The sequence below is a fragment of the Kitasatospora sp. NPDC002543 genome (genome assembly GCF_053594915.1).
The window spans coordinates 1-18,290 of the sequence record NZ_JBSFWR010000036.1; the positions used below are offsets into that span (position 1 = coordinate 1).

The 18,290-nt window shown below is 74.8% G+C and carries 17 protein-coding genes and 4 tRNA genes; 10 read left to right on the forward strand and 11 right to left on the reverse strand.

What is annotated here, in order from left to right; genetic code table 11:
* Positions 1 to 51 precede the first annotated feature (51 nt).
* Positions 52 to 125 (reverse strand) — tRNA-Asp (locus tag ACWD4P_RS17270).
* 141 nt (positions 126 to 266) lie between these two features.
* On the reverse strand, positions 267 to 4,256 hold the full coding sequence (hrpA, locus tag ACWD4P_RS17275; protein ID WP_449780144.1) for an ATP-dependent RNA helicase HrpA: 3,990 nt from the start codon (positions 4,254 to 4,256) through the stop codon (positions 267 to 269).
* A gap of 141 nt (positions 4,257 to 4,397) precedes the next feature.
* On the opposite strand from hrpA, the gene ACWD4P_RS17280 reads away from it, so the two are divergent.
* Both ACWD4P_RS17280 and ACWD4P_RS17285 read left to right on the forward strand, forming a co-directional pair.
* Positions 4,398 to 4,916 (forward strand): SigE family RNA polymerase sigma factor, encoded by a 519-nt coding sequence (locus ACWD4P_RS17280; RefSeq protein WP_359816938.1) that lies wholly within the window; start codon positions 4,398 to 4,400, stop codon positions 4,914 to 4,916.
* Positions 4,913 to 5,866: a hypothetical protein gene (locus tag ACWD4P_RS17285; protein ID WP_449780145.1), complete on the forward strand. Its 954-nt coding sequence runs from the start codon at positions 4,913 to 4,915 to the stop codon at positions 5,864 to 5,866. Before ACWD4P_RS17280 ends, ACWD4P_RS17285 begins: the two co-directional genes overlap by 4 nt.
* An 84-nt stretch (positions 5,867 to 5,950) precedes the next feature.
* Here the strand turns inward: ACWD4P_RS17285 and ACWD4P_RS17290 are convergent, their stop codons facing one another.
* Positions 5,951 to 6,907, reverse strand: a complete 957-nt coding sequence (locus tag ACWD4P_RS17290; RefSeq protein WP_449780146.1) for a LysR family transcriptional regulator — start codon at positions 6,905 to 6,907, stop codon at positions 5,951 to 5,953.
* A 192-nt stretch (positions 6,908 to 7,099) separates the two neighbouring features.
* Between ACWD4P_RS17290 and ACWD4P_RS17295 the strand changes: the two genes are divergently transcribed.
* A complete protein-coding gene (locus ACWD4P_RS17295) occupies positions 7,100 to 8,221 on the forward strand; it encodes an alpha/beta hydrolase family protein (protein ID WP_449780147.1) in 1,122 nt (373 codons plus the stop codon).
* A 21-nt stretch (positions 8,222 to 8,242) separates the two neighbouring features.
* Here the strand turns inward: ACWD4P_RS17295 and ACWD4P_RS17300 are convergent, their stop codons facing one another.
* The 5 genes from ACWD4P_RS17300 to ACWD4P_RS17320 form a co-directional block, all read right to left on the reverse strand.
* Positions 8,243 to 8,731 (reverse strand): DUF3995 domain-containing protein, encoded by a 489-nt coding sequence (locus ACWD4P_RS17300; RefSeq protein ID WP_449780148.1) that lies wholly within the window; start codon positions 8,729 to 8,731, stop codon positions 8,243 to 8,245.
* 191 nt (positions 8,732 to 8,922) lie between these two features.
* Positions 8,923 to 8,996: transfer RNA gene (locus tag ACWD4P_RS17305), tRNA-Phe, on the reverse strand.
* Positions 8,997 to 9,023: 27 nt separating this feature from the next.
* Positions 9,024 to 9,097: transfer RNA gene (locus ACWD4P_RS17310), tRNA-Asp, on the reverse strand.
* A 63-nt stretch (positions 9,098 to 9,160) separates the two neighbouring features.
* A tRNA-Glu gene (locus ACWD4P_RS17315) sits at positions 9,161 to 9,233 on the reverse strand.
* Between the two features lie 115 nt (positions 9,234 to 9,348).
* Complete coding sequence (locus ACWD4P_RS17320) at positions 9,349 to 9,690, reverse strand: metallopeptidase family protein (protein WP_189913567.1); 342 nt, start codon at positions 9,688 to 9,690, stop codon at positions 9,349 to 9,351.
* Positions 9,691 to 9,760: 70 nt separating this feature from the next.
* On the opposite strand from ACWD4P_RS17320, the gene crcB (ACWD4P_RS17325) reads away from it, so the two are divergent.
* From crcB (ACWD4P_RS17325) to ACWD4P_RS17350, 6 genes are all read left to right on the forward strand, one after another.
* The gene (gene crcB / locus ACWD4P_RS17325; RefSeq protein WP_449780149.1) at positions 9,761 to 10,312 is read left to right on the forward strand and encodes a fluoride efflux transporter CrcB; all 552 of its coding nucleotides are present in this window, start codon (positions 9,761 to 9,763) and stop codon (positions 10,310 to 10,312) included.
* Positions 10,309 to 10,665 carry a DUF190 domain-containing protein gene (locus tag ACWD4P_RS17330; protein WP_449780150.1) on the forward strand — a complete coding sequence of 119 codons (357 nt, stop codon included), beginning with the start codon at positions 10,309 to 10,311 and terminating at the stop codon, positions 10,663 to 10,665. The genes crcB (ACWD4P_RS17325) and ACWD4P_RS17330 overlap by 4 nt, the downstream gene beginning before the upstream one ends.
* Complete coding sequence (gene crcB, locus ACWD4P_RS17335) at positions 10,662 to 11,036, forward strand: fluoride efflux transporter CrcB (protein WP_449780151.1); 375 nt, start codon at positions 10,662 to 10,664, stop codon at positions 11,034 to 11,036. The genes ACWD4P_RS17330 and crcB (ACWD4P_RS17335) overlap by 4 nt, the downstream gene beginning before the upstream one ends.
* 217 nt (positions 11,037 to 11,253) lie before the next feature.
* Complete coding sequence (locus ACWD4P_RS17340) at positions 11,254 to 11,982, forward strand: hypothetical protein (protein ID WP_449780152.1); 729 nt, start codon at positions 11,254 to 11,256, stop codon at positions 11,980 to 11,982.
* Between the two features lie 195 nt (positions 11,983 to 12,177).
* Positions 12,178 to 14,433, forward strand: coding sequence for a DEAD/DEAH box helicase (locus tag ACWD4P_RS17345; protein WP_449780153.1), 2,256 nt, complete (start codon positions 12,178 to 12,180; stop codon positions 14,431 to 14,433).
* Between the two features lie 188 nt (positions 14,434 to 14,621).
* Positions 14,622 to 15,449, forward strand: a complete 828-nt coding sequence (locus ACWD4P_RS17350; protein ID WP_449780154.1) for a TIGR02452 family protein — start codon at positions 14,622 to 14,624, stop codon at positions 15,447 to 15,449.
* Positions 15,450 to 15,481: 32 nt separating this feature from the next.
* Here ACWD4P_RS17350 and ACWD4P_RS17355 read toward each other — a convergent pair whose 3' ends face one another.
* Both ACWD4P_RS17355 and ACWD4P_RS17360 read right to left on the reverse strand, forming a co-directional pair.
* The gene (locus ACWD4P_RS17355; protein WP_449780182.1) at positions 15,482 to 15,793 is read right to left on the reverse strand and encodes a hypothetical protein; all 312 of its coding nucleotides are present in this window, start codon (positions 15,791 to 15,793) and stop codon (positions 15,482 to 15,484) included.
* A 103-nt stretch (positions 15,794 to 15,896) separates the two neighbouring features.
* Complete coding sequence (locus ACWD4P_RS17360) at positions 15,897 to 16,991, reverse strand: hypothetical protein (RefSeq protein WP_449780155.1); 1,095 nt, start codon at positions 16,989 to 16,991, stop codon at positions 15,897 to 15,899.
* On the opposite strand from ACWD4P_RS17360, the gene ACWD4P_RS17365 reads away from it, so the two are divergent.
* Positions 16,965 to 17,570: an RICIN domain-containing protein gene (locus ACWD4P_RS17365; RefSeq protein ID WP_449780183.1), complete on the forward strand. Its 606-nt coding sequence runs from the start codon at positions 16,965 to 16,967 to the stop codon at positions 17,568 to 17,570. The two genes, ACWD4P_RS17360 and ACWD4P_RS17365, sit on opposite strands and share 27 nt — an antisense overlap.
* A 7-nt stretch (positions 17,571 to 17,577) precedes the next feature.
* Here the strand turns inward: ACWD4P_RS17365 and ACWD4P_RS17370 are convergent, their stop codons facing one another.
* Positions 17,578 to 18,273 (reverse strand): tyrosine-protein phosphatase, encoded by a 696-nt coding sequence (locus ACWD4P_RS17370; RefSeq protein ID WP_359829109.1) that lies wholly within the window; start codon positions 18,271 to 18,273, stop codon positions 17,578 to 17,580.
* Positions 18,274 to 18,290: the final 17 nt, after the last annotated feature.

Genomic DNA, 18,290 nt, shown 5'->3' on the forward strand with positions numbered 1-18,290 from the left:
ACAAACGCGAGCGCCCCGGAACCTGACGGTTCCGGGCCTCTCGCGCTGCGGCGATCCCGACGGGACTTGAACCCGCGACCTCCACCTTGACAGGGTGGCGAGCTAACCAACTGCTCCACGGGACCAGATTTCCTGATCTCGTTCACTCGCTTGCCGCGCTGCGAACAAGACAGACTGTAGCCCATGGTGGGCCCCCAGGTCGAACTGGCTCCTGAAGGCCCACCCGCAGCTCACGGCGCCGAGCGGGCGGCGCCGCCCCGGGCGGGTCAGAGCGTCGCCCGCGCCGCCTCCATCGCCTTCACGATCCGCTTCTCCGAGACCGGGCTCGGCGTGCCCAGGGACTGGGCGAAGAAGCTCACCCGCAGCTCCTCGATCATCCAGCGGATCGCCCGCACCTCCGGGGAGGGCTGCTGCCCGGCCGGCACCGCCGCCAGCAGCTCCCCGTACGCCTGCTGCACCTGCTGCACCTTCAGCAGCTGCTGGGCGTCCCGCTGCGGGTGGTTGGGCAGCGCCTCCAGACGGCGGTCCACCGCGAGCAGGTAGCGCTTGAGGTCCGGCAGCCGCTGCCAGCCGGTGGCCGTCACGAAGCCCGGGTGCACCAGCGAGGCCAGGTGCAGCCGGACGTCGTTCACCGCGTTCAGCAGCACCGGGCTGCTCACCGTCTTCAGCCGGGTCGAGGCCTTGTGGAAGGCGATCAGCGCGGTGGCCGTCTTCAGCGTGGTGTCCGCGGACAGCTCGTACAGGTCCGCGCGCACCTTGTCGTGCAGCTTGGCGAAGGCCGCCTCGTCCCAGGCCGGGCCGCCGGCCAGCGTCATCAGCCGGTCCGTGGCGGCCGCCACGACGTCCTCGAACAGGGCGGCGATCGAGCCGTGCGGGCTGTGCGAGAGCGCCAGCTTCGCCTGGTTGCCCAGCCGGCCCTGGATCGACTTGGCCGGGGAGTTGGTGGTCAGCATCAGCAGCCGCCTGCTCCCCTCCCACATCGACCGGGCCTGCGCCTCCGGGGTGTCGAACAGCTTGACGCCGACCGACTGCCCCTCGTCCACCAGGGCCGGGTAGGCGCGCATCGAGTGGCCGCGCGAGCGCTGCTCGAAGGTGCGCTGGAGCACCGGGAGCGAGGCCGGCCAGGCGGTCAGCCCGCTCTGCTCGATGCCCTGGCCGGAGGCGGCCGAGGAGAGCGTCTCCTTGAGCTTCGGCTTGAGCTTCAGCCGCAGCTCCTCCAGGTCCTTGGACTCGGCGAGCCTGCGCTTGCCGTCCACCACCCGGAAGGTCACCTTGAGGTGGTCGGGGACCCGTTCGTCGTCCCAGGCCTCCGGAGGCACGGTGACCGCCGTCAGGCGCTTCAGGGCGTGCTCCAGGGCCGGGAGGAGGGGTTCCTGGCGGTCCTTCACCGCGCGCAGCGCCGCCTTGGCGAAGTCCGGCGCCGGGACGAAGTTGCGGCGGATCGCCTTCGGCAGCGACTTGATGTACGCGGTGACCAGCTCCTCCCGCAGACCGGGGATCTGCCAGTCGAAGCCCTCCGCGGTGACCTGGTTCAGCACCGGCAGCGGGATGTGCACCGTCACGCCGTCCGCGTCGCTGCCCGGCTCGAACTGGTAGGTCAGCCGGAAGCGGAGCTTGCCCTGCTGCCAGTGGTCCGGGTAGTCGGCCTCGGTGACGCCGTCCGCGGCGTCGTTGATCAGCATCGACTTCTCGAAGTTCAGCAGGTCCGGCTGCTCGTGCCGGGCCTTCTTCCACCAGGAGTCGAAGTGCCGGGTGGAGACGACCTCCTCGGGCAGCCGGGCGTCGTAGAAGTCGAACAGGGTCTGGTCGTCCACCAGGATGTCCCGGCGGCGGGCCCGGTTCTCCAGCTCCTCGACCTCGCCGAGCAGCTTGCGGTTCTCCGCGAAGAACCGGTGGTGGGTCTCCCAGTCGCCCTCGACCAGCGCGTTGCGGATGAACAGCTCGCGACAGAGCTCCGGGTCGATCCGCCCGTAGTTGACCTTGCGCTGGGCGACGACCGGCATCCCGTAGAGGGTCACCTTCTCGAACGCCATCACGGCGCCGGCCTTCTTCTCCCAGTGCGGCTCGCTGTAGCTGCGCTTGATCAGGTGGCCGGCCAGCGGCTCGACCCACTCCGGCTCGATCTTCGCGTTGATCCGCGCCCAGAGCCGCGAGGTCTCCACCAGCTCGGCCGACATCACCCAGCGCGGCGGCTTCTTGAACAGGCCCGAGCCCGGGAAGACCGCGAAGCGGGCGCCGCGCGCGCCGCCGTACTCGCGCTTCTCCGCGTCGAACAGGCCGATGTGGGAGAGCAGGCCGGCCAGCAGCGACTGGTGGATCCGGTCGGCGTCCGGCTCGGCGTCGGGGTGCGGCTCCTCGACCGTGACGCCCAACTGCTTGGCGACGGTGCGCAGCTGGACGTAGATGTCCTGCCACTCCCGTATCCGCAGGTAGTTGAGGAACTCCGCCTTGCACATCCGGCGGAACGCCGAGGAGGAGAGCTCCCGCTGCTGCTCCCGGACGTAGCGCCACATCGCCAGGTAGGCGAGGAAGTCGGAGGTCTCCGAGTTGAACCGGCGGTGCCGGTCGTCGGCGGCCTGGCGCTTCTCGGCCGGGCGCTCGCGCGGGTCCTGGATGGAGAGCGCGGCGGCGATCACCATGACGTCGCGGACGCAGCCGTTCCGGTCCGCCTCCAGCACCATGCGGGCCATCCGCGGGTCCACCGGGAGCTGGGCGAGCTTGCGGCCGAGCTGGGTCAGGCGCTTGCGCGGGTCCTTCTCGTCCGGGTCGAGCGCGCCCAGCTCGTGCAGCAGGTGGACGCCGTCCTTGATGTTGCGCGAGTCCGGCGGGTCCAGGAACGGGAAGGCGGCGATGTCGCCGAGGCCGGCCGCGGTCATCTGCAGGATCACCGAGGCCAGGTTGGTGCGCAGGATCTCGGCGTCGGTGAACTCGGGGCGGGAGAGGAAGTCCTCCTCCGAGTAGAGCCGGATGCAGATGCCGTCCGAGGTGCGGCCGCAGCGGCCCTTGCGCTGGTTGGCGCTGGCCTGGCTGATCGCCTCGATCGGCAGCCGCTGCACCTTGGTGCGGTGGCTGTAGCGGGAGATCCGGGCGGTGCCCGGGTCGATCACGTACTTGATGCCGGGGACGGTCAGCGAGGTCTCGGCGACGTTGGTGGCCAGCACGATCCGGCGGCTGCGCGAGCGCTGGAAGACCTTGTGCTGCTCGGCCGAGCTGAGCCGGGCGTACAGCGGCAGGATCTCGGTGTTCTTCAGCTTCAGCCTGCCGAGGGCGTCCGCGGTGTCGCGGATCTCGCGCTCGCCGGAGAGGAAGACCAGGATGTCGCCCGGGCCCTCGGCCTGGAGCTCCTCGGCGGCGTCGCAGATGGCCTGGACCTGGTCCCGGTCGCGGTCCGCCTCGGTGGTGTCCTCGTCCTCCTCGGCCCCGTCCTCGACGAGCGGCCGGTAGCGGACCTCGACCGGGTACGTGCGGCCGGAGACCTCGACGATCGGGGCGTCGCCGAAGTGCCGGGCGAAGCGCTCCGGGTCGATGGTCGCGGAGGTGATCACGACCTTGAGGTCGGGGCGGCGGGGGAGCAGCTGCTTGATGTAGCCGAGGATGAAGTCGATGTTGAGGCTGCGCTCGTGCGCCTCGTCGATGATCAGGGTGTCGTACTGGTGCAGGTCGCGGTCGGTCTGGATCTCGGCCAGCAGGATGCCGTCCGTCATCAGCTTGACCAGGGTGTCCTGGCCGACCTGGTCGGTGAACCGGACCTTCCAGCCGACCGCCTCGCCCAGCGGGCTGTCCAGCTCCTCCGCGACCCGCTCGGCCACCGTGCGGGCGGCGATCCGGCGCGGCTGGGTGTGGCCGACCAGGCCGCGCACGCCGCGGCCCAGCTCCAGGCAGATCTTCGGGATCTGGGTGGTCTTGCCGGAGCCGGTCTCGCCCGCGACGATCACCACCTGGTGGTCCCGGATCGCCGCCAGGATCTCGTCCTTCTTCTGGCTGACCGGGAGCTCGGCCGGGTAGCCGATCGCCGGGACGGCCTGCCGGCGCCGCTCGACGACCAGCTCGGCGCGCTCGATGTCGGCGGCGATCTCGGCGGCGATCTTCTGCCGGGCCTCGGGCCTGCGGACCCGACGGGCCCCCTCCAGCCGGCGCCCGAGCCGCACCTGGTCGCGCAGGGTCAGCTCGGGCAGGCGGGCGGCCAGCTCACCTATTCCGGGGCCCTCGGCGGGTACGGTGGCGGACTGGACTGCGGGAGAACTCACTGCGGGCATCCCTCTAGGTTCGCAAGGAGGCACGGCGGAGCGCACCTCGGTTTTCGAGCCCCTCCAGTGTCACAGCCGGGGGCGGCGAATCGCGAACGACGGGCAACGGTCCGAGGCCGTCCTGGGCTCCGGGGGGTTGAGGAGGTGCTCATGGGAGCCCACAAGACCGCCCGGGACGAGGAGTTCCGGGCGTTCGTCGGCGGCGCGTGGTCACGGCTGCTCAGGACGGCGTACCTGCTCGCGGGGGACCGGCACGGCGCCGAGGACCTGGTCCAGCAGGCGCTGGAACGGGCGTACGCGGCGTGGAACAGGGTCCGGGCCGCGGACGACCCGTACGCCTACGTGCGCCGGATCGTGATCAACGAACACGCCAGACGGTTCCGGCGGCGGCTGGTCGAGTACCCCGTCACCGCGTTCCCGGACCGGCCCGCACCGGCCGGCACCGACCCGGACGACCGGGCCGTGCTGCTCGCCGCACTCGCCGCGCTGCCGCCGCGCCAGCGCCAGGCCGTGGTGCTGCGGTACTGGGAGGACCTCAGCGAGACCCAGACCGCGGCGGCGATGGGCTGCTCGGTCGGGACGGTGAAGAGCCAGGCGGCCAGAGGGCTGGCCAAACTCCGCGGGGCCTCCTCACTCATCGGACTGACGAGCATCGGAGGGACAAGATGAGCCACGACTTCCTGCCCGGGGAGGCGGCGGCCGGCGACGAGCCGGCGGCCGTACGGGCACTGGGCGAACTGGCCGGGAGCGTCGACGTCGGCACGGCCCCGTACGACCGGCTGGTCGCCGGCGGACGGCGGCGGCTGCGGCGCCGGCGGCTGCTGACCGCCGGGGCGGCGGCGGTGCTGGTCGCGGCGATCGCCGGGGGGACGGCGGTGCTCGGCGAGAGCGGTCGGCACGCGGTCTCGACCGTGGCGGTGGCGGCCTCGGCCTCGGCCTCCGTGGCGGCGGTGCCCGGTTCCCCGACGGCTCCGGGCGGTGCGGGTGCGGCCACGCCCGCGGCGACGCCCGCGACGCCGGCCGGGGCCCCGGCCGGCGCGAGCGCGACCAGGGACCCGTTCACCCCCGTCCGGGTCAAGGTCGCCGAGGGCACGGCGAACGGCCACACCTGGGAGGCCTGGGCCGCGCTGTGGCCCACCCCGGCCGCCAGGAACGAGGCCGTCGGGCAGGCCCGGCTGATCCGCGCGGAGCGGTACGCCGCCAACCCGGACGTGAAGCAGGTCGTCCCCAAGGACGTCGAGAGCAACTGGGGCCCGGAGAACGACCTGGTGAACTACTACTTCACCGTCGACGGCAAGCGGCAGGCCGACGACTCCCTGCACGCGGTCACCTCACCGGGCAGGTTCGTGGGCGGCTACGGAGGTGCGTCGCTCGGCCTCCAGCACCCGTCGGGCGTGCCGCCGGTGGTGATCGAGGCGGCCCGGGCCGAGGTGGTGAAGGTCGTGGTCGAGTGGAAGTCCGGCGGCAGCACGGAGGCGGTGCCGGTCACGGTCGGCGACTCCCCGGTCCGCTACTTCGGTCTCGTGGCGAAGCCGGACACCGACGCCGCGCGGGTCACCTACTACCGGGCGGACGGCTCGGTGGAGCGCGCCACCGACCACTGGCTCCGGACCTCCTGAGCGGGAAGGGCCGGTGGGGCGGGAGGTGACGGCAGGGCAGGTGGGGACAGCGGGAGCGGCGGGGTCGGTGGCGCCGGGCGGCCGTCAGCGGCCGAGTGCGGCCCGGTCGGCGTCCGGGAGCCAGTCGCGGGCCGGGTCGTACTCCAGCCACCGGCTGCGGGCCGCCGCGGAGGCGAACGCCCGCAGCAGGCCGTCCAGCCCGGGGTGCGGTTCGGCCTCCGGGCCGGTGCGCCACAGGAGCGACCAGGCGTAGAGCGGGGTCGGGTCCGACAGCGGGACGGTGCGCACCCCCGGAAGGCCGGGCAGCGGGCCGTCGGCGGGAACGAGGGAGAAGCAGGCCGGGTCGGCGCGGACCTGCTCCACGAAGTGCTCCAGGCCCAGATTGGCCGAGCCGACCCGCCGGGAGATCCCGAACCGGGCGGCGAAGCGGGCGAGGAAGTCCAGCCGGTCCACCGCCGCCGGACAGCGCAGCACACCGCCCCGCAGTTCGTCCGGGCGCAGGACGTCCCGGCCGGCCAGCGGGTGGTCGGTGCTCACCAGCACGTCCACCGGCTCCAGCCGGACCAGGCGGTGCGTCAACCCGTTCCCGCCGGACGGAAGCCGGTGGACCCGGCCGAACCCGGCGTCCGACTCCCCGCGCAGGACGGCCGCCGCGACGGAGGGCAGGTCCCGGCCGGGACCCGGCTCCACCTGCAGCCCCGGCGCCGCGTCCACCGCCTGCGCGACCGTGCGCATCGGCGCGTACAGGTGCCCCCACACGTCGATCCGCAGCGGCCGGGCGGCGCACCCCACGGCGGCCACCGCCCGCTCCCCCTGCACCAGCAACCGCCGGGCCGGCTCCAGGAACCGCAGCCCGGCCCCGGTCAGCCCCACCCCGCGCGCGTCCCGCTCCAGCAGCCGCACCCCCAGCACCGACTCCAGCCGCGCCACCCGCTTGGACAGCCCCTGCTGGCTGATCCCCAACCGCCCGGCCGCCCGCCCGAAGTGCGACTCCTCGGCCGCCACGACGAACGCCCGCACCTGCGCCAGATCCAGATCCACCCGGGCACCCTAGGGGACGGCTCGCCGATCGTCCCCGGGTGCGCGGCGGTGGGGGCGGGCACGCACCCCCGCCGCCCTCGCGCCCCCGCCGCCCTCGCACCCGCGACCGTCCTCCCGGCCGACAACCGGTGGTTGTCGTCGCCGTCCCCCGGTTGTTGGACCGGGGGGTGCGGCGCGGGGTGGAGTGAGGAGGTGCCGACGAAGGCGGCCCCGCGCCACCCGAACGGCCCGAACGACCCGAAGGGAACCCCCGCCGTGCCCGACCTCTCCTTCCTCGACACCCCCGGTCTGCTGCCCGCCTTCGTCGAGGAGACCCGCCCGCGCGCCCACGGCGCAGGCCTGGACCCGTACGAGTACGCCCGGGTGACCACCCCGCTGACCTCGCTGCGCGACTGGCCGGCCGCCTGCCGGGGCGCCGGCCACCGGTACACCGCGGCGGCCGAGCGGGCCGCCGCCGAGGGCCGCACCGTCACCGCCGGCGAGGCGTTCCGGAGCGCCGCCCGCTGGTACCACTTCGCCGGGCTGCTCCCGCACCCCGACCGGGCCGCCGCGGCCGAGACCGCCGCCCGGGCCGACGAGGCGATGCACCGGGCGCTGGCGCTGCTCGACCCGGGGACGGAGCGGGTCGAGGGCGAGGGCTTCGCGGGCCGGTTGCGCCGCCCGGCGTCCGGCGGGGGAGCGGCCCCGCTGGTCGTGGTGGTGCCGGGGATGGACTCGGGCAAGGAGGAGTTCCACGCGGTGGCCGAGGCCCTGCTGGCCCGGGGCGTCGCGGTGCTCTCGATCGACGGGCCGGGGCAGGGCGTGCTGGCCGCCGGCACCGTGCCGGAGCCCGAGTACCACCGGGTGGTCGGCCGCGCCCTCGACGCGCTGGCGGGCCGGGCCGGGCTGGACCTCACCCGGACCGCCGTGATCGGCCTCAGCCTGGGCGGCTACTACGCGGTCGAGTCCGCCGTCCACGAGCCCCGGCTGCGCGCCGCCGCGGTGGTCAGCGGCCCGTACCGGCTGGACTGGGACGGCCTGGTCCCGTTCGTCACCGCGACCCTGGCCCAGCGCTGCGGCGGGTACGCGGCGGCCCGCGCCTTCGCCGCCCGGGTCGACCTGACCGCCCTCGCCCCGGCGGTCACCGTCCCGCTGCTGGTGGTCGAGGGCGGCGAGGACGGCATCCCGGGCGTCACCGCGGCCACCGTCCTGGCCGAACGCGCCCCGGACGCCGAACTGCTGCTCGTCCCGCACGGAAACCACCTGCTCGGCACCGCCCTGCCGGACTGGCTCCCCACCACCGCCGACTGGCTCGCCGCGCGGCTGACCGGCTGACTGGTTGACCGGCTCACCGGCTCACCGAGCCGCCGCTGACCGGCGCAGTGCCGGGCGGCCGAGCGAGAGGACGGTGAACAGCAGGCCGCCGGCCAGGAAGAACGGCTCGTAGCCGAAGGTCGCGAACCTGGCCATGGCGTCCGGCTCGGCACCCGGCCGGCGGTCGGCGGCGAGCGCGACCCAGTCCGGCACGGACGGCGCGGCGTGCAGCACCAGCAGCGCGGCGGTGCCCCACAGCGCCGGGCCCAGCAGCCGGGCGGGCACCCGCGCGCCCCACCGCCGCAGCGGGGCCAGCGCCACCGCCGCGGCCACCGCGCACAACGGGACCGCGATCACGTCGATCACCAGCAGCGGCGTGTTGCTCCACACCGACCGCCCGTCCGGCAGGCCCAGCCGCCCGTCCGCCAGCCAGTACAGGTGCACCAGCGCGAAGGCCACCGCCCACCCCGCCGCCGCGTACCCGGCCCCCCGCACCACCCGGTTCCAGCCCGTGTCCCGTGTCGTCTCCATGCCGTCCACGGTCCCGCGCCGCCCCGCCCCGCCGGATCGTCCCGCGGGCGGCACCCCCTCCCCCGCCAGGGGGAACCGGGGCCCGCCGCAGGGACCAGTCCCGTGGGGCGGCAGCCCGTCGGCCGGTTCGGCGGGGACTTGTCGAACGACGAAGCCCCCGTAGCGAATTCGCTACGGGGGCTTCCCGGTTGTGGCCAGGGCCGGGGTCGAACCGGCGACCTTCCGCTTTTCAGGCGGACGCTCGTACCAACTGAGCTACCTGGCCGTACTGCACCGTCTCTTGCGAGACGAGCGATCCCGACGGGACTTGAACCCGCGACCTCCACCTTGACAGGGTGGCGAGCTAACCAACTGCTCCACGGGACCTAGAAGTGGCGAACCACTCAGGGTCTTGCGGTCTTGCGCACTGCACTTTACTACGGTACTGCGTGCCCCCAACGGGATTCGAACCCGTGCTACCGCCTTGAAAGGGCGGCGTCCTGGGCCACTAGACGATGAGGGCTTGTGGCCTGTTCCCGGCGTTCGGGGACGTCGAGAAGCATATGGGATGCAGGGCGGATCGCCAAAACGGGTTTCGGCCGGGTGGGGGCGGGGGTGGGCCGGACCGGTGCCGGGGGTCAGGACCAGCCGAGCTCGTCGAGTTCGTGGTCGTCGAAGCCGAAGTGGTGGGCGACCTCGTGGATGACGGTGGTGCGGACCTCCTCGACCACCTGTTCGCGGGTGTCGCAGTGGCGCAGGGTGGGGCCGCGGTAGATCAGGATGCGGTCGGGCAGGACGCCCGCGTACCACTCGCCGCGCTCGGTGAGCGGGGTGCCCTCGTAGAGGCCGAGGAGTTCGGGGTCGCTCGGGTCGGGTTCGTCCTCGACGAAGATCGCGACGTTGTCCATCATGGCCGCGAGCTGCGGGGGGATCTGGTCGAGGGCGTCGCTGACCAGCGTCTCGAACTCTTCCCGGGTCATCTCCACCGGATCATTGTCCGGTGTCGGATGACGGTGTGCCAGGTGGCGACGGCCGGTGTTTGATGGGGCTATGACGACCTCGGAGGGCGCCGTGGACGACGCCGTGGGCGACGCGCCGTCCGGCACCGCGGCGGCGGCAGCCGCGGCCGGCCCCGTCCGGAACCGCCCGCCGGTGCTGCGCGGGCAGGGGCGGGCGGTGGCGGTGGTCGCGGCGGGCGGGGCGATCGGGGCCTCCGCGCGGTACGCGGCCGGGCTCGGCTGGCAGACCGGGCCGACGGCCTTCCCGTGGACGACGCTGCTGGTCAACGTGGTGGGCTGCGCGGTGATCGGGGTGTTCCTGGTGGTGATCACCGAAGGGCGGCAGGCGCATCCGCTGGTGCGGCCGTTCTTCGGCACCGGCGTGCTGGGCGGCTTCACCACCTTCTCGACGTACGCGGTGGACATCCGCCGCCTGCTGGAGGGCGGCCGCCCCGGGCCCGCCCTGGCGTACCTCGGGCTGACGCTGGTGGGCGCGCTGTTCGCGGTGTGGGCGGCGGCCGGACTGACCCGGCGTCTGGTCCACCGGGCCGTCCGCCGCGGGGCCGGGCGGGGCACGGCCGGGTCGGCCGGGGGCGCGCGGTGAGCCGGCTGAGCGGGCCGGCGCTGCGGCTGACCGTGCTGGTCGGGGAGAGCGACCGGTGGCACCACCGCCCGCTGTACAGCGAGATCGTGCACCGGGCCCGGGAGGCCGGACTGGCGGGCGCGAGCGTGTTCCGGGGGATCGAGGGGTTCGGGGCGTCGTCGCTGGTGCACACCACGCGGCTGCTGTCGCTGAGCGAGGACCTGCCGGTGGCGGTGGTGATCGTGGACGAGGAGGAGCGGGTGCGGGCGTTCCTGCCGCGGCTGGAGGGGCTGGTGGGGGAGGGGCTGGTGCTGCTGGACCGCTGCGAGGTCGTGACCTACGCCGGCCGGGGCGCGGGGGAGGCGGCGGAGTGAACTGGCTGCTGGTGGTGGCGGGCGCGGTGGTCGGCGCGCCGCTGCGGTACCTGACCGACCGGGCGGTGCAGTCCCGGCACGACTCGGTGTTCCCGTGGGGGACGTTCACGGTGAACGTGGCCGGCTGCCTGGTCCTCGGGCTGGTGACCGGCGCGGTGGCGGCGGGCGCGGCCTCCTCGAAGGTCCAGCTGTTGCTGGGGACCGGGCTCTGCGGGGCGTTGACCACCTACTCGACCTTCTCGTACGAGAGCCTGCGGCTGGCCGAGACCGGCGCCGGACGGTACGCGCTGGCCAATGTGGCCGGCAGCGTGGCGGCCGGGCTGGCCGCGGTGTACGCGGGCGCGGAGCTGGCCTCGGCGCTCTGGGGCTGAGCGGGCGCCACGGCGCCCCCGGCGGGGCGCCCGGCGGCTCGGGGAGCGCCGGGCGCCCCGGGTGGGCCCTGAGCACCCCCTGAGCGGCCCCGGGCGGCCCCGCCCCGCCGGGCAGCTTGCGCGCTGCCCGTGTCCCGCCGGGCCGGGCGCGCGTTGGGCACCGAAAGCGGCCGCGCGCGAGTGGGCGGCCCGGGTGGGGCGGTAGAGAGGGACCTCAGTGGCTTCGGTGCGGGCGGCGCGGACGGTGCGGGCGGTACGGGCGGTGCGGGTGCGGCTGGCCGCGTCGCGCACGGTTCCGGGGCGGGAGGCGGCGGTCCTGCGCTCGCGCGCGGTGCGGGCGGCGGCGCTGCTGACGGTGGCCGGGCTCGGACTGACCGGGTGCATGTCGGTCGGCCCGGCGGCGGAGGAGAAGCACGGTGTGGCGCCGGTCGGCCAGGCCGGTCCGGCGGTCCGGCCGGGGGCGACGGGCGGGCCCTCGGCCCCGCCGGGGGCCGGGCACCCGGGCGGGGCCTCGGGGCGTCCCGACCGGCCGGGGGGCCTCCAGGGCGACGGCGGGGCGAACGGCGCGACGACGACGGGGCCCGGCGACACGGCGCCGGGCGCGAACGGCGCGGCGGCCGGGGTGGTCCCGGTGCCGGGGGCGGGTGCCCCCGACGGTCCGGGCGGCGGTTCGGCGGGCGGCGTGAACACAAGTCCCGTGCCGCACCAGGGCGGTGGCCCGGGCGGGTCCGGCGGCGCGGCCGGGACCGGCGGGGCGGGCGGCACCGGTGAGGGCCGCTCCGGCGGCGGTTCCGCCGGGACGCCCTCGGCGACCCCGAGCGGCCGGCCGTCCGGCACCCCCGCGCCCGAGCACAGCTCGCCCGCCGCGACCGTCCCGCCCGTCCCGGACCCGACCTCCGGCAGTTCCGGTTCCTCGGCCCCGAGCCCGCGCGCCGCCGGGCACTAGCGGATTGAGCAGGGCATTTGCCTCGGATCCCCAGGCTCGTCTATGGTGGTAGATCGTTCGTTTGATCCATTTGACTGGCGCCCTACTCCCATCTGGCGCCCTTGGCGCGTTCCGGCGATCCGTGGCTGACCGCATAGAGGCGGTTGTGAAACAGAACCCCGGACTTTGGCGCGTGCCACTTCCGGAAGGTTTTGCATGTCTCTCGTTGACGACGCCCGCTTCGCCATGCCCGCGAACGAGGCCGCCGCCGATGTCACCGACTCCAACGACACCCTCGACACCGCCGCGGACGAGGTGATCGCCGAGGCCGTGGAGGCCACCGAGGAGGCGGCCGCCGAGCCCACCATCACCTTCGGCGACCTGGGCCTGCACGACGACGTCGTCCGCGCCCTCGCCAAGCGCGGTGTCACCACCCCGTTCCCGATCCAGGCCGCGACCATCCCGGACGCCCTGGCCGGCAAGGACGTGCTGGGCCGCGGCCGCACCGGCTCCGGCAAGACCCTCAGCTTCGGCCTGCCGCTGCTGACCCGCCTCGCCGACGGCGAGCGCACCAAGCCGAAGCACCCGCGCGGCCTGATCCTGGTCCCGACCCGCGAGCTGGCCATGCAGGTCGCCGACGCCCTGGAGCCGTTCGGCTCGGTGCTCGGCCTGCGCCTCAAGGTCGTCTGCGGCGGTACCTCGATGTCGAATCAGATCTACGCGCTGGAGCGCGGCGTCGACATCCTCGTCGCCACCCCGGGCCGTCTGCGCGACCTGCTGAACCGCGGCTCCGCCAAGCTGGACGACGTCCGCACCGTGGTGCTCGACGAGGCCGACCAGATGGCCGACATGGGCTTCCTGCCCGAGGTCACCGAGATCCTCGACCAGGTGCCGGCCGGCGGCCAGCGCCTGCTGTTCTCCGCCACCCTGGAGAACGAGATCGACACCCTGGTGAAGCGCTACCTGAAGAGCCCGGTCACCCACGAGGTCGACCCGTCGGCCGGTGCCGTCACCACCATGACCCACCACATCCTCGTGGTGAAGCCCAAGGACAAGGCGCCGATCACCAACGCGATCGCCGCCCGCAAGGGCCGCACGATCATCTTCGTCCGCACCCAGATGGGCGCCGACCGCGTCGCCGAGCAGCTGATCGAGGCCGGCGTGAAGGCCGACGCGCTGCACGGCGGCATGACCCAGGGCGCCCGCACCCGCGTCCTCGGCGACTTCAAGGACGGCTACACCAACGTCGTCGTCGCCACCGACGTGGCCGCCCGAGGCATCCACGTCGACGGCATCGACCTGGTCCTGAACGTGGACCCGGCCGGCGACCACAAGGACTACCTCCACCGCTCGGGCCGCACCGCCCGCGCCGGCCGCTCCGGCGCCGTCGTCACCCTGGTGCTGCCGCACCAGCGCCGCGGCGTCTTCCGCCTGATGGAGGACGCGGGCGTCGACGCCAGCCGCCACATCCTGGACCACGCCTTCGACGCCGAGGTCGCCAAGATCACCGGCGCCCGTTCGCTGACCGAGGTCCAGGCCGAGAGCGCCGCCAACATCGCCGGTGCCGCCGAGCGCGAGCTCGCCGACATGACCCGCCAGCTGGAGCGCGCGCAGCGCCGCACCACCGAGCTCCGCGAGGAGGCCGACCGCCTGGCCGCCCGTGCGGCGCGCGAGCGGGCCGAGCTGGGCATCGAGGACGAGGCCCCGGCCGCCGAGGCCGAGGCCGGCGAGTCGACCGAGGCCGCTCCGGCCGGCGCCGAGGCCCCCGCGGCCGCGGCGCAGACCGAGGAGCGCACCCCGTCGTACCGCGAGGCCCGCACCGAGCGTCCGGCCTTCGGCCGCGACCGCGATCGCGACCGTGACGACCGTCGTTCGGGCGGCTTCGGTGGTGGCCGTGACCGCGACGACCGCCGCTCCGGTGGTTTCGGTGGTGGCCGTGACCGTGACGACCGTCGTTCGGGTGGCTTCGACCGTGACCGTGGCGGCGACCGCGGTGGCTTCAACCGTGACCGCGGTGGCTTCGGTGGCGGCCGTGACCGTGACGACCGTCGTTCGGGTGGCTTCGACCGTGACCGTGGCGGCGACCGCGGTGGCTTCAACCGTGACCGCGGTGGCTTCGGCGGTGGCCGTGACCGTGACGACCGTCGTTCGGGTGGCTTCGACCGTGACCGTGGCGGCGACCGCGGTGGCTTCAACCGTGACCGCGACGACCGCGGCGGCCGTTCCTTCGGCGACCGTCCGGCCCGCTCCTTCGGCGACCGCCCGGCCTTCGGCCGCGACCGCGACGAGCGCGGCGGCAGCAGCAGCCGTCCGTTCTCGCGCCGTGACGACCACCGCTCCGGCGGCCGTCCGCAGGCCGACCGCGGTGGCTTCAACCGTGACCGCGGTGGCTTCGGCGCCGGCCGTGACCGCGACGACCGCCGCTCCGGTGGCTTCGACCGCGACGACCGCAAGCCGCGCTGGAAGAACTGACGCCGCACCGGCGGTAGTCGACCGCCGGCCGGGCTGAACGTGTGAAGGGCCCGCTCCGTCCCCGGAGCGGGCCCTTCGCGTTCCCCCGACACCCCCCGACAGCCACCTCGCCGTGCCCCGGAGGTGTTGTTCTGTAGGTGAGAATAACCTGTGGCGCGCGGGCGCGACAGTCCCGTAGCGTCGCGGCCATGAGCAGCAGACTGCACGACGTGGCACGGGTGAACGAGGAGATCGCCGCACGGGGGAGCTACCGGACGGACGGGGGCGAACTCGTACGGGTGGGCGAGGAGTTGGCGGCGGCGAAGGCCGGCACGGTGTCGTACGCGCCGGACGGGCTGGACGCGCTGCTGGCGGCGGGGGCCGACGGGCCGGGCCCGGCGTCCGGGCGGATCGAGGTGACGGCCGAGGGGAGCATCCAGGCCGCCCGCCGGCTGGTCGAGGCCGGGGCGGGGCCGGTCGGGGTGCTGAACTTCGCCTCCGCGCGCAACCCCGGCGGCGGGTACCTGCGCGGTGCCCGGGCCCAGGAGGAGGACCTGTGCCGCAGCGCGCTGCTGTACAGCTGCCTGCTGGAGGCACCGGACTACTACGAGGCGCACCGGGCGTCCACCGACCTCCGGTACAGCCACCGGGTGATCGTCTCGCCCGCGGTGCCGGTGATCCGGGGCGGGAGCGGCGAGCTGCTGGCACGGCCGTACCCGGTCACCTTCCTGACCTCGCCGGCGCCCAACGCCGGTCAGCTGGAACAGCGTTCGCCCGGTTCGGACGTCCGGGGCGTGCTCGCCGAGCGGGCCCTGCGGGTGCTCGCGGCGGCCGCCCGGCACGAGGTGCGCACGCTGGTGCTCGGCGCCTGGGGCTGCGGGGTGTTCCGCAACGACCCGGCGCAGGTCGCCGAGGCCTTCGAGGGGGCGCTGGCCCGGTACGGGGCGGCCTTCGAGCGGGTGGTGTTCGCGGTCTGGGACCGCTCACCGGTCTCGGCGAACCGGGCCGCCTTCGAGGCCCGGTTCACCGCGGGGTGATCGTCCGGCGGCCGGTCACGTCCGGTGGCCGGTCACTTCCGGCGGGCGGAGAGCGCCGTCGCGGCCGTGGAGGCCGCGGCGACCACTCCGGTCACGGCCAGGACGGACGGCCAGGCGCCGATCCGCTTGGCCAGCGGGTGGGAGCCGCCGAAGGCCGCCACGTACAGGCCGGTCAGCGCCGCCGCGGTGCCCGCACCCGAGCTCCGGTGCCACTGCGCGGCCGCCCCGGCGCCGGCCACCGCCAGCACCGCGCCGCCCAGTTCGCGCCGGCCGCTCCAGCGGGCGACACCGTAACCGCCGACCAGACCGCTCGCCGCGGTCAGCGCGGCGGGCGCGGCCGCCACGAGCACGTTCGGGACCTTCGCCATCGTCGACTCCACTCGTAGAGGGCTGTTCCGGCTTCCGACCATAACCCGGTGAACGGGCCGGGCCGCCCGGGGGCCGCCGCTACCGGAACGCCTCGGCGGGCGTCTGCCCCGGCACGGTGGCGGCCAGCCGGCGGGCGGCCTCCGCCGGGTCCAGCACCCGCTCCAGCCGCAGATCGCCCGGGACCTCCTGGATGAACCGCCCGGCCGACCAGCTCCGCTCGTACGGCAACGGCTCCAGCACCAGGGTGCGCACGCCGTCCACCACCGGGACGTCGCTCGGCGTCCCCTCGTTCCAGATCCAGGAGCCGTCCGGCGCGACCAGGTTGAAGGCGCCGGTGGCGATCACCCGGCGGCCGTCCAGGAACGCCGTCCGGGCCAGCGCCACCACCTCCCGGTCCTGCGGGGTGCCGGGCAGGTGGCCGCCGCCGATCAGCACGTCGGCGAGCAGGGTGTGCAGCTGGAAGGTGTCGCTCAGGCCGCTCATCCTCAGCAGGTAGCCGGTGCCGGTGGGGCGGTCGAGCACCAGCAGCGGCTCGTCGTCGAGCATCAGCGCCAGGTGGACCAGGCCCTTGAAGTCGTGCTGCTCGCCCTCGTAGCGGTCGAACAGTTCCAGGATCACCTCGGTCACGCCCGAGGCGCGGGCCTCGGTCCGGACCTCCGGGTGCGCGTACACCGCCCAGGCCGCCTGCTGCCACAGGTGCAGCGTCCACCAGGCGACCACGGCCAGGTGCGCGTTCCACTCGTCCAGGTGCGCCGGGTCGGCGATCCGCTCGTGCGCCTCGGCCGGATCGTCGTCCTCCGCGCTGGGCAGCGGGCCGCCGCCGGTGGAGACCCAGCGCCGCACCAGCAGCTGCGCGCCGGTCAGCGCCCCGCGCAGGCCGGCCAGCACCGGGCCGGAGCAGGCGACCGGGTCGGCCCCGTGCTCCACGCAGGCGCCCACCACCATCGCCAGGTGCGCGCGGGGGAACGGCGGCGAGTCCGGCAGCAGCGCGGCCAGCCGGGGCCCGGCCGCCACCCGCTCCGCCGGACCGGCCGCGCCGAACAGCCCGCCGACCAGCCCGAGGGCGGGCCCGAACGTGTCGTCGTCCCCGGCCGCGACCGCGGCCTCCAGGGCGGCCACGGCTTCGGTGAAGGTGGGTTGTTGACGGTGCGGCGGTATCTGCTCGGTGGACATTCGCCGCAGCATAGGGGGCCGGGCCGGTCCGGCGGAAACTCCTCCGCCGTCCCGGCCCGCGGGGGCCGTTCGGCGGGCCCGTCGGGCCGGGCGGGCACTGTCGGTGCCCGGTGGCAGACTGCGACCGTGACAGACTCCGCGATCACCGACGGCACCTACCTCGTCCGCAACGTCGGCAGCGGCCTGCTGCTGCGGGTCGCCGACGCCTCCCGGCGCAGCGGCGCCCGGATCGTCCTCGGCGCGGACGACGGCGGCGACGCCCGGCTCTGGCGCCTCACCGCCGTCCACCCGGGCGGCGCGCTGTTCCACATCGAGAACGTCGGCAGCGGGAAGCGCCTGGACGTCACCGGCGCCTCGACGGAGGACGGCGTCCGGATCCAGCAGTGGTCGGCCAACGCCTTCGGCGCCCAGGAGTGGCTGCTGGAGGCCCACGTCGACGCCCCGGGCACCTACACCGTCACCAGCTTCGTCAGCGGCAAGCCCCTGACGGCCGGCGACACTTCGGAGGCCGACGTCCACCAGCGCGAGGACGCCGACACCCCGGAGCAGTGGTGGCGCTTCGAGCGGCAGGAGGGCTGAGGGCCGGTCAGGCGGAGAGGTTGGCGCGGGCGGCGTCGAGCTCGGCGTCCGTCGTGCCGTGGTGGCGGAGGTACTCGGGGATCGAGCCGTGCCGGTCGTGGATCCAGGCCAGCGAGGAGACCAGGAGCTCGGCGCCGACCGGGCGGGAGAGGCGCTCGGTGCCGGTCTCGTCGATGTACGGGGTGGGGCCCCTGTCGAGGCCGAGGCCGATGTTGGAGAGCAGGAAGTCGGCGGTGATCTCGGCCTCGGAGGCGCCCAGCAGGGACTGGAGGACGGCGATGGTGAGCCCGGTGCGGTCCTTGCCGACGGCACAGTGCACGACGGCGGCCAGCGCGTCCGGTGCGGCGAGGCGGCGGACCACGGCGGCCAGCGAGGGGCCTGCCGTCGAGGCCATGAAGGGGTAGAGGGCGGTCTGGTCCTCGGGCCAGGGCCGGTCGCCGTCCCTGGGGTGCGGGGGCAGGGTCGGCAGGCCGAGGGTCTCGTGGCCGAGGCCGTGCCGCTGGTCCGGCCAGGTCTCCAGCTCGAACGCGCTGCGCAGGTCGAAGACCGTCCGCAGGCCGAGCTCCTCCAGCCGCCGGGCGCCCTCCTCGGTCAGGGTGTGGAAGGACCCGGAGCGGTACAGCACGCCCCGGCGGAGGGCGCCGATCCCGCCCGCGTCACGGAAGTTGCGCACACCGGGGATGTCGATGAAGGCGTCGGTCATGGCCACCACCGTACGGG

Excerpts from the sequence above, each read along its gene's own strand:
- ACWD4P_RS17360 (WP_449780155.1), bottom strand. The coding sequence starts at position 16,991 with ATGTCCACCGAGCAGATACCGCCGCACCGTCAACAACCCACCTTCACC.
- ACWD4P_RS17370 (WP_359829109.1), bottom strand. The coding sequence starts at position 18,273 with ATGACCGACGCCTTCATCGACATCCCCGGTGTGCGCAACTTCCGTGAC.
- ACWD4P_RS17285 (WP_449780145.1), top strand. The coding sequence starts at position 4,913 with ATGAGCCACGACTTCCTGCCCGGGGAGGCGGCGGCCGGCGACGAGCCG.
- ACWD4P_RS17300 (WP_449780148.1), bottom strand. The coding sequence starts at position 8,731 with ATGGAGACGACACGGGACACGGGCTGGAACCGGGTGGTGCGGGGGGCC.
- ACWD4P_RS17345 (WP_449780153.1), top strand. The coding sequence starts at position 12,178 with ATGTCTCTCGTTGACGACGCCCGCTTCGCCATGCCCGCGAACGAGGCC.
- hrpA (WP_449780144.1), bottom strand. The coding sequence starts at position 4,256 with ATGCCCGCAGTGAGTTCTCCCGCAGTCCAGTCCGCCACCGTACCCGCC.
- crcB (WP_449780149.1), top strand. The coding sequence starts at position 9,761 with ATGACGACCTCGGAGGGCGCCGTGGACGACGCCGTGGGCGACGCGCCG.
- ACWD4P_RS17320 (WP_189913567.1), bottom strand. The coding sequence starts at position 9,690 with ATGACCCGGGAAGAGTTCGAGACGCTGGTCAGCGACGCCCTCGACCAG.
- ACWD4P_RS17350 (WP_449780154.1), top strand. The coding sequence starts at position 14,622 with ATGAGCAGCAGACTGCACGACGTGGCACGGGTGAACGAGGAGATCGCC.
- ACWD4P_RS17280 (WP_359816938.1), top strand. The coding sequence starts at position 4,398 with ATGGGAGCCCACAAGACCGCCCGGGACGAGGAGTTCCGGGCGTTCGTC.